At 69.4% G+C, this 7991-nt stretch carries 8 protein-coding genes; 5 read left to right on the forward strand and 3 right to left on the reverse strand.

Annotated features, from left to right (window positions below; all coding sequences use genetic code 11):
• On the reverse strand, positions 1-368 hold a 368-nt coding region (locus ACIQ67_RS18375), incomplete at its 3' end, for a PAS domain-containing protein (RefSeq protein WP_397535826.1).
• 149 nt (positions 369-517) lie between these two features.
• Here ACIQ67_RS18375 and ACIQ67_RS18380 point away from each other — a divergent pair.
• The 3 genes from ACIQ67_RS18380 to ACIQ67_RS18390 all read left to right on the forward strand — a co-directional run bounded on the left by ACIQ67_RS18380 (position 518) and on the right by ACIQ67_RS18390 (position 2386).
• Complete coding sequence (locus tag ACIQ67_RS18380) at positions 518-1168, forward strand: LysE family translocator (protein ID WP_397535827.1); 651 nt, start codon at positions 518-520, stop codon at positions 1166-1168.
• A gap of 62 nt (positions 1169-1230) precedes the next feature.
• Entirely contained in the window at positions 1231-1782 is a 552-nt protein-coding gene (locus ACIQ67_RS18385) for a phosphatase PAP2 family protein (RefSeq protein WP_397535828.1), read from the forward strand.
• 70 nt (positions 1783-1852) lie between these two features.
• Positions 1853-2386 carry a DUF2939 domain-containing protein gene (locus ACIQ67_RS18390; protein WP_397535829.1) on the forward strand — a complete coding sequence of 178 codons (534 nt, stop codon included), beginning with the start codon at positions 1853-1855 and terminating at the stop codon, positions 2384-2386.
• Positions 2387-2398: 12 nt separating this feature from the next.
• Here ACIQ67_RS18390 and ACIQ67_RS18395 read toward each other — a convergent pair whose 3' ends face one another.
• Positions 2399-3463: an AraC family transcriptional regulator ligand-binding domain-containing protein gene (locus tag ACIQ67_RS18395; protein ID WP_397535830.1), complete on the reverse strand. Its 1065-nt coding sequence runs from the start codon at positions 3461-3463 to the stop codon at positions 2399-2401.
• Position 3464: 1 nt separating this feature from the next.
• Positions 3465-4388: a GGDEF domain-containing protein gene (locus tag ACIQ67_RS18400; protein ID WP_397535831.1), complete on the reverse strand. Its 924-nt coding sequence runs from the start codon at positions 4386-4388 to the stop codon at positions 3465-3467.
• Between the two features lie 197 nt (positions 4389-4585).
• Here ACIQ67_RS18400 and ACIQ67_RS18405 point away from each other — a divergent pair, with 197 nt between their 5' ends.
• Both ACIQ67_RS18405 and ACIQ67_RS18410 read left to right on the forward strand, forming a co-directional pair.
• Positions 4586-7135, forward strand: coding sequence for a TonB-dependent receptor (locus tag ACIQ67_RS18405; RefSeq protein WP_397535832.1), 2550 nt, complete (start codon positions 4586-4588; stop codon positions 7133-7135).
• A gap of 11 nt (positions 7136-7146) precedes the next feature.
• A partial coding sequence (locus tag ACIQ67_RS18410; RefSeq protein WP_397535833.1) for a phytase occupies positions 7147-7991 on the forward strand: 845 nt, incomplete at its 3' end.

Consider the following 7991-nt stretch of genomic DNA (forward strand, 5'->3'; position numbering starts at 1 on the left):
TCCAGATGCTGCGGCGAGCCATCGGCGCCGAAAACGCCTCGGCCGCGCTCATGCACCCACCGAACGTGGCCCTGTGCATCGATCAGGCGGTACTCCACGTCGAAGGCCTGCTGCTTCGCCACCGCCTCGCGCACGCTGCGCTCCACCAGCTCCTGGTCTTGCGGGTGGATCAGGCTGGCGTAGCTGCGCACCTGGTTGCCGATGAAGTCGCTGCGCGGGTAGCCCACCAAGCTCTCGATACCCGAGCTGATGTAGCGCATGCTCCAATCGCTGTCGAGCGCACACCGGTACAGCACGCCGGGCAGCTGCTGAACCAGGCTGTTCAACAGCTCGGCACTCGGCGTCAACTCGACAGGCGTCTCGGACATGGCAAGTGAAGCAATCGGCAAGTCGCGGAACGGTCAGTCTAGCCCACGCTTCGGCACTGGGGCCCGAGCCAGGCGGCGCCTGCAGCCCCGCACGCTGGCGGCATCTGCGGCCTGAGCAACAATCGGCCAATTGACACCGAACCATCGTCATGCTCGGCATCCACGACCTCCCGCTATTCATCGTCTCCGGCCTGCTGCTCAACATCGCGCCGGGTCCGGATTCGGTGCTGATCATGACGCGCAGTGCCACCCAGGGCTGGCGCGCCGGCTCAGCCGCCGCGCTGGGCATCGGCGCCGGCACCTGTGTGCATGTGCTGGCCGCGGCGCTGGGCCTGTCAGCGCTACTCGCGGCTTCCAGCTGGGCCTTCACGCTGGTCAAGTGGGTGGGCGCGGCCTATCTGGTCTATGTCGGCCTGCAGATGCTGCTGGCGCGCCGCAGCGCGCCCGCCACTGCGAGCCTCGAAGAAGCGGCGCCTGCCGCCCCCGCGCCGCTCAGCCACCGGCAGATCTTTGCCCAGGGCTTTCTGACCAACGTGCTGAACCCCAAGGTGGCACTGTTCTTCCTCGCCTTCGTGCCGCAGTTCATCGCGCCCGATGCGCCGCACAAGGCCCTGGCCTTCATCGTGCTGGGCGCGATCTTCAATATCAACGGCATGCTCTGGTGCCACTTTCTGGCCCTGTCCACCGCGCTGGCCAGCCGGCGCCTCAGGCTGGGCGGTGCGCTGGCGCAATGGCTGAACCGCGCCATCGGCGCGCTGTTTCTTTCCTTCGGGCTGAAGCTGGCGATGTCGGATCGCTGAGGCCAGCCCTCGCAAAGCCCTACTGCTTTCAGGCCTAGGCCGCTTGGCCATAAGCTTTAGCCATGAATGCCATCAAAGCCCTGAAGCTGCCTTTGCGTCGCCACGCAGGCACCGTCACCCTGCTCGCACTGGCCTGCCTGGACACTCAGGCCATGTCCGAGCGCCGCGTTGGCGACCACCTCAGCCTGGCGTTGCCGATCGGCACGCTGGCGGTAGAGGCCTGGCGGGGCGATTGGGACGGTGCATGGCAGTTAACCCAGACCTTTGCGCTCACCACCGGGGTGGCCGAACTGCTGAAGAAGACCACCGGCGTGACCCGCCCCGACGGCAAGGGCGACAACAGCTTCCCCAGCGGCCATGCAGCGCGCGCCTTCAGCGCGGCCAGCTATGTGCACGTGCGCCACGGCATTGAAGCGGCCTGGCCGCTCTACCTGGCTGCCACTTATGTCGGCCATACCCGCGTGCAGGCCAAGCGCCACCGCTGGAGCGAGGTGGCCGTGTCGGCCGGGCTGGCCTACGGCATGGCGCGCTGGCGCGTCGAGCCCCTGGGTGCGAAGGCGCAGGTCGCGGTGCTGGGGGACGGCGTGTTCGTCAGCCTGCACTGGCAGCCCTGAAAGCCCGTCAGCCCCTGACCCGCGCGGCCTTGTTTGTTGTTTATGCTGGCGCCCTGAACCGCCGCTTCGCATGAAACACCCCTCCTCCCGCCTGCTGCGCCTGGCCCTCACGCTGATCCTGCTACTGGCCTTGGCTGCCGTCTTCCTGAGTCCCTACCTGACCCTGCAGCAGCTGCGCGCTGCGGCCGAAGCGCGCGATGCTCAGGCCTTCAGCCGGCATGTGGATTTCGACGCGCTGCGCGGCCAGCTGAAGCAGGGCGTGCAGCGCAAGCTGGCCGGCCAGGAGCGCGGCACCGACGGCCAGCCCACGCCGGCCAGCGCCTTTGGCGCGGCACTGGCAGGTGCCTTGCTAGGCCCGATGGTGGACGCGCTGATCACGCCCGAAAGCCTGGCGCGCCTAATGCAAGGCCAATCGCCGCTGCGCGCCGCCGGCCCGCTGGGCGGCGAGGCGCCGGGCAGCTCAGTGCTGCAGACGCAGATGGGCTACGAAAGCCCCAACCGCTTTGTCTTCGCCATCGCCCGCCACGGCGAGCTGCCGGTGGAACTGGTGCTGCACCGCGAGCAACTGCTGTTCTGGAAACTGGCGGAACTGCGCCTGCCCTAAGCCTTCCTTGACTCAACGCCCCACCGCGCTCGGCAGCAGCCCCGTCCAGCGCTTGAAGAAGCGGCGGAAGCCCGCGCTGTCGAAGAATCCCAGCGCTGCGGCCACCGCCTCGTTGGCCTCGCCGCGGGGCCCGAGCAGGTACAGCGCCACCCAGGCGCGCAGCTGGTCGAGCTCGGCCTGGTAGTGACTGCCGTGCTGGGCCAGGCGGCGCTTGAGCGTGGCCGGGCTGACGCCGAAACTGAGCGCCATCGCTTCCAGCGCCGGCGGCTCGGCCACCGATTGCAACAGCCGGTCGTGCAGCGCCGCCAGCAGGCCGCGGCGCAGCGCCTGCGGATCGGCGCCCTGGGCCAGCGCCTCGCGCGCCAACGCCGGGCCGGGCGCGGCATGCCAGGCGCAGCGCAGGCCGTCCAGGTCCAGCCGCATCGCGTCCACCTGGCAATCGAAACTCAGCTGTGGTCCGAGAAACACCGCATGCTGGGCCAGATCGCGCGGCGCGGTTCGGTTGAAGCTGAAGCGCCAGGGCAGGACGGTGCCGCTTTGCGCGGCACAGAAGCTGGCCACCGCGCTCATGTGCAGGTCCACGACGAAGCCGCGCAGGCTGGGCGGTAGGCCGCAGGCATCGCTCCACAGCAGGATCAGCTCGCGGCCATCGACCAGCAGGCGCGGCGTCAGCAGCGGGCTCAGGCGGCCGGCATGGCGGCACAACAGCTGCAGCGCTTCTTCCAGGCTGGCGGCCTGCTGCAGTGCCTGGCTGGCCAGGCCGTAGTGGCCGGGCAGGCTTTGGCGGCCGATCACGAAGGCGGCGTCGGCGCCGCCCTGGGTTTTCAAAGGCTCAAGAAGCGCCAGCAGCTGGCGTGGGCTCAGCAGGGCCGGGCTGCTCTGCAATCCGGCCGCCGCCAGCCACTCGCTCTGCGCCAGCCCGCGGCTGCGCGCGAACTCGGCCAGCAGCGCGGCCTGGTCGCTCCAGGGCAGGCAGGGCGTGTCGATCTCGTAGGGTGCGCCGGTCGAGACCGGCCCGGCGCCCAGGCCGAGCAGCAGCAATTCGTCGAGCTCGGCCTGCAGCGCTTGGCGACTCATCTCAGCGCATCCGGTCCAGCAGCCTCAGCAGCAGCGCCTGCGGCTCCAAGGCCTCGTCGGTACGGGCCTGGGCCGCCTGCACCGGCAGCGCCAGCGCTTCACCGCCCGGCAGGTGGTAAGACCAATCCGCCAGTACGGCCTGCAAGCGCTCGGGCGCCGCGCTGCCGGCCGGCAGCAGCAGAACCAGGCGATCGCCGGCATAGCGGCACAGCAGCGTGTCGGGCGGCAGATGCAGCAGCAGCAGGCGGCTGGCGGACTGCACCATGCGATCGGCCTCTGCCAGGCCGTGCCGGCGCGCCACGCCGTCAAAGCCCTGCCAGCCCAGCATCAGCAGGGTGCTGGCCCGGCCGGCGCTGCGCTCCAGCGCAATCTGCTCAGCCATATAGCCGGCATCGGCCAGCTGAGTCAGCGCATCGATGCGACGATGGTCGCGGAAGTCGCGCTCACGCGGGCCCAGCTGGCGCTGCAGCGCCAGCTGCTCGCCGCGCCAGTGGTGCAGGCCCACGGTCAGCAGCAGCATACCCAGCGGCGTCAGCGTGGACTCCAGCCAGTTGTCCCACAGCACGCTCTTGGGCAGCAGCCAGAACTCGTCCAGCACATCCACATAGCTGCCCAGCAGCATGCAGGACAGGCCCAGACACAGCCAGTTGCTGACAGGCCCGGCCGGCCGACTGGCGCGCACATAGGCCAGCCAGACGCCCACCATGATCGCCATGCCGCCCTCGCCGACGATGTCCATCCAGCGCCACTGTGCGAAGGGGCGCGGCGCGGCCTGGTCGGCAAACAGCCCGGCCAGCAAGGCCAGCAGCAGCAGCAGGCCATGGCCGAAATGGCGCAGGCCCAGCACCGGCGCGAACCCGGGCAGGGCCGGCAGGCGCGGCAGTGCCTGGGGCTGGTTCATCTCATTGACGTCTCGGTTCTTCATCCGCGCGAATGCTAGGCCGCCTGTGTGACAAACCGTCACATGCGGCTGGCACAGTGCCGGGGGGAGTCGGATCAGCTCAGTCTGGCGCCGCTGCTGCGCCTTGCGGCCTCCCGGCTGCGGCATGTCACGCAAGTGCCATGCGCCCTGCCGAGCATGCGGTCCATCCGATCGACTCCCGGCTTCAGCCACCGCTCATCATGACGAAACACCCCGTATCTGCCCTGCCCCGCCTGAGCCTGCTCAGCCTCTGCCTGACCCTGGCCTGGTCCGCCCAGGCCCAGACCGCCGCCAGCAGCGAAGACAACAAGAAGAAGGAGCCCGAGGAAAAGAAGCTCGCGACCGTGGTGGTGGTCGGCCAGGGCGCCAGCCTGCGCAGCGCGCTGGACAAGCAGCGGGCCGCCTTGGGCGTGGTGAGCGTGGTGCATGCCGATGCCATCGGCGCGCTGCCCGACAACAACGCCGCCGAGGCTCTGGCGCGCCTGCCCGGCGTCTCGGTCGAGCGCGACCAGGGCGAGGGCCGCTTCATCCGCGTGCGCGGCATGGGTCCCGACTACAACGCCGTCACCATCAACGGCGCCACCGTGCCGGCCTCCGAGGCCGACCGCCGTGCACCGGGGCTGGATGTGGTGCCGGCCGGCCTCATCCGCTCACTCGTCGTGGCCAAGACGCTGACGCCGGCCGACGACGCCAACTCCATCGGCGGCAGCGTGGCGGTGAACACGCTGTCGGCCTTCGACCTGCCCGGCCGGCTGTTCAGCGTCGACCTGGGCGCCAATCACGACGCCAATGCCGGCAAGACCCGACCCCGCGGCTCGCTGACCTTTGCCGACCGCTTCATGGGCAACACGCTGGGCGTGGCGCTGGCGCTGTCGGCCGACCAGCGCCGCTTTGCCAGCGACAACGTCGAGACCGGCGGCGCCTGGGACGGCGACAAGCTGGAGGAGTTCGAGCTGCGCCGCTACGAGATCCTGCGCGAGCGCGTCGGCGCCGCGATCAACCTCGACTACAAGCCTGTTCAAGGCCAGCATTACTACCTGCGCGGCTTCGCCAGCCGCTTCGACGACAGCGAGACCCGCCAGTCGCAGGCGGTCGAGTTCGACGATGCGCAGGCCAGCGGCGCCTTGGGCAAGGCCACCGTGCTGCGCGGCTTGAAGTCGCGCGACGAGAACAACCGCAGCAACTCGCTGGTGCTGGGCAGCAATCTCGCGCTGAGCCAGTGGCAACTCAACGCCGAAGCCGGCCAGGGCCGCGCCAGCGAGGACAAGCCGAATGCGCTGGCCTCCTCGGCCTTCAAGAGCAGCTTCAGCGGCGTGGGCTTCAGCGGCACGCAGCGTCCGCAGCTGGTCGGACCAGCCGGCATGGCGGCCGCCAGCGGCTATGCGCTGGACAAGTTCAAGATCGAAGACTCCAAGGCCACGGACCGCGTGCGGCATGCCAAGCTGGACCTGCAGCGTGAATTCGAGCTGGCCGGTGGCGCCGAGTTGGAGCTGAAGACCGGCCTGAAGACCACTCGCCGCGACAAGCGCAACGAGCAGGAGACGCTCGCCTACAGCGCCAAGAACCTCACCAAGGCCGGCATCGCCAAGGGCGCGCTGGCGATGGACCAGTTCCTGGCCGGCGGCGCGGTGGACTATGCCTGGGGCAGCTTCGGCCCCGGCTTGAGCGCCGACGCACTGCGCCGCCTGGTGTCAGGTCTTGCCCCCGCCACCTTCCGCGACGCGGTGGATTCCGCCACCAACGATTTCGCAATGCAGGAAGACGTGGACGCAGGCTATGCCCAGCTGCGCTGGGAGCAGGGCGGCACCCAGCTGCTGGGCGGCCTGCGCCATGAGCGCATCAGCTTCAGAGCTGAAGGCTTTGGCGCGCTGGATGATGTGATCAGCGCCCGCAAGGCCAGCACGCGCAGCAGCCACTGGCTGCCCGCCCTGCTGCTGCGCCAGGACCTGGTCGGCAAGAACACCCAGCTGCGCGCCGCGCTGACGAACTCGGTGCTGCGCCCTACCTTCGGCCAACTTTCGCCCGGTCGCGTGGTCGACGGCGACGAGGCCGAGCTGGGCAATCCGCTGCTGAAGCCGCTGCGCTCGCGCAATGTCGATCTGGGCATCGAACATGCGCTGGGCCGCGACGGGCGCGAGGGCGCGGTGTCGGCCTATGTGTTCCAGAAGAACATCAAGGACTTCGTGTTCCAGACCGATCTGGCTGGCAGCAAGGGCTGGGAGGCCTTCAGCGCGGTGCACAGCTACGCCAACGGCGACAAGGCCACGGTGCGCGGCCTGGAGCTGGCCTACAGCCAGCTGCTGCGCCAGCTGCCCGCCCCCTGGAACGGCCTGATCGTCGGCGCAAACGCCACCTTTGTTGATTCGAGCGCCCGGATCGGCGGCTATGACGGCGGCAAGTGGGTCTCGCGCGAGATCACGCTGCCCAGCCAGTCGGACCGCACGCTGAACCTCAGCCTGGGCTGGGAAGGCCACGGTTTCAGCACCCGCCTGGCGCTGAACCACAAGTCGCCCTATCTGCTGGAAGTGGGCAGCGTGTTCGACGCCGCCAAGGACCTGAAGGTGAACAGCCAGAAGCAGGTGGACTTCGCGCTGCGCTACCAGCTCAACCCGCGTGTGGAGCTGAGCTTCGAAGCGCTGAACCTAGCCAATGCGAAGTACTACGTCTACCAGGCCGACAAGGCCCGCAACGCGCAGTTCGAGCAGTATGGTCGCAGCATCAAGATCGGTGTGAAGGCGGCGGTGTTCTGATGAGCATGGTGATGAGAACTTCCCTGGCCGCTGCCGCGGCCGCCCTGACGCTGGCTATGGGCAGTGCCCAGGCCCAGACCCTGAACCTGGGCAAGCAGGGCCTGGAGCTGCGCGCGGCCGATGGCCGCCTCAGCGACCAGCTCAAGCTGCGCATCAAGCGCTGGGACCAGCGCAGCGATGCCCAAGGCCGGGCGCTGGCCCTGGTGCAGGATGCCGACAGCGGCCGCCTGCTGCTGCTGCGCGTCGAGCCCGATGGCAGCAAGCTGCAGCAGCTGGCGCGCTGGCCTGGCCCGGCCTTTGCGGCCGAGCAGCTGTGCCTGCACCGCGATACGCAAGGCCTGCTGCAGCTCTTCCTGCTAGGCGAGGACGGCCTGTCCGAACAATGGCTGCTGGACGAAAGCGGCCGCAGCGCACCGCGCCAGCTGCGCCGCCTGGCCACGCCGCAGGCACCGCTGGCCTGCCGGGTGCGCGATGCCGAAGCCGCGCTCTACATCGCCGAAGCCGGCGTGGGCCTGTGGCGCTATGCCGCCGATGCCGAGCGCGAGGGCCGCAGCCTGCTGCTGGCGGATGCCAAGTCCGATGAGAAGGCGCTGCTGCAGCGCCTGGACGAGTGGCTGGCGGCACACCCGGTCGCAGCGCCCACGGCGCCTGCACCGGCCATCGTGCTGCCCAGCGCGCAAACGCAGCCGGTGCGCGCGCAGGGCGATGCCGCCGACGATCCGGCCATCTGGGTGCATCCGCGTCAGGGCTCGCGCAGCCTGGTGCTGGGCACCGACAAGAAGCTGGGCCTGGCCGTCTACGACCTGCAGGGGCGCGAACGCCAGTTCCTGCCGGTGGGCCGCGTCAACAATGTGGA

The organism is Roseateles sp. (assembly GCF_044373315.1).
In the GTDB taxonomy this organism is placed as follows: Bacteria; Pseudomonadota; Gammaproteobacteria; order Burkholderiales; family Burkholderiaceae_C; genus JACDQM01.

Bases quoted from the DNA above. Each gene is read 5' to 3' on its own strand.
- ACIQ67_RS18380 (WP_397535827.1), top strand. From the start codon at position 518: ATGCTCGGCATCCACGACCTCCCGCTATTCATCGTCTCCGGCCTGCTG.
- ACIQ67_RS18400 (WP_397535831.1), bottom strand. From the start codon at position 4,388: ATGAAGAACCGAGACGTCAATGAGATGAACCAGCCCCAGGCACTGCCG.
- ACIQ67_RS18395 (WP_397535830.1), bottom strand. From the start codon at position 3,463: ATGAGTCGCCAAGCGCTGCAGGCCGAGCTCGACGAATTGCTGCTGCTC.
- ACIQ67_RS18390 (WP_397535829.1), top strand. From the start codon at position 1,853: ATGAAACACCCCTCCTCCCGCCTGCTGCGCCTGGCCCTCACGCTGATC.
- ACIQ67_RS18385 (WP_397535828.1), top strand. From the start codon at position 1,231: ATGAATGCCATCAAAGCCCTGAAGCTGCCTTTGCGTCGCCACGCAGGC.
- ACIQ67_RS18405 (WP_397535832.1), top strand. From the start codon at position 4,586: ATGACGAAACACCCCGTATCTGCCCTGCCCCGCCTGAGCCTGCTCAGC.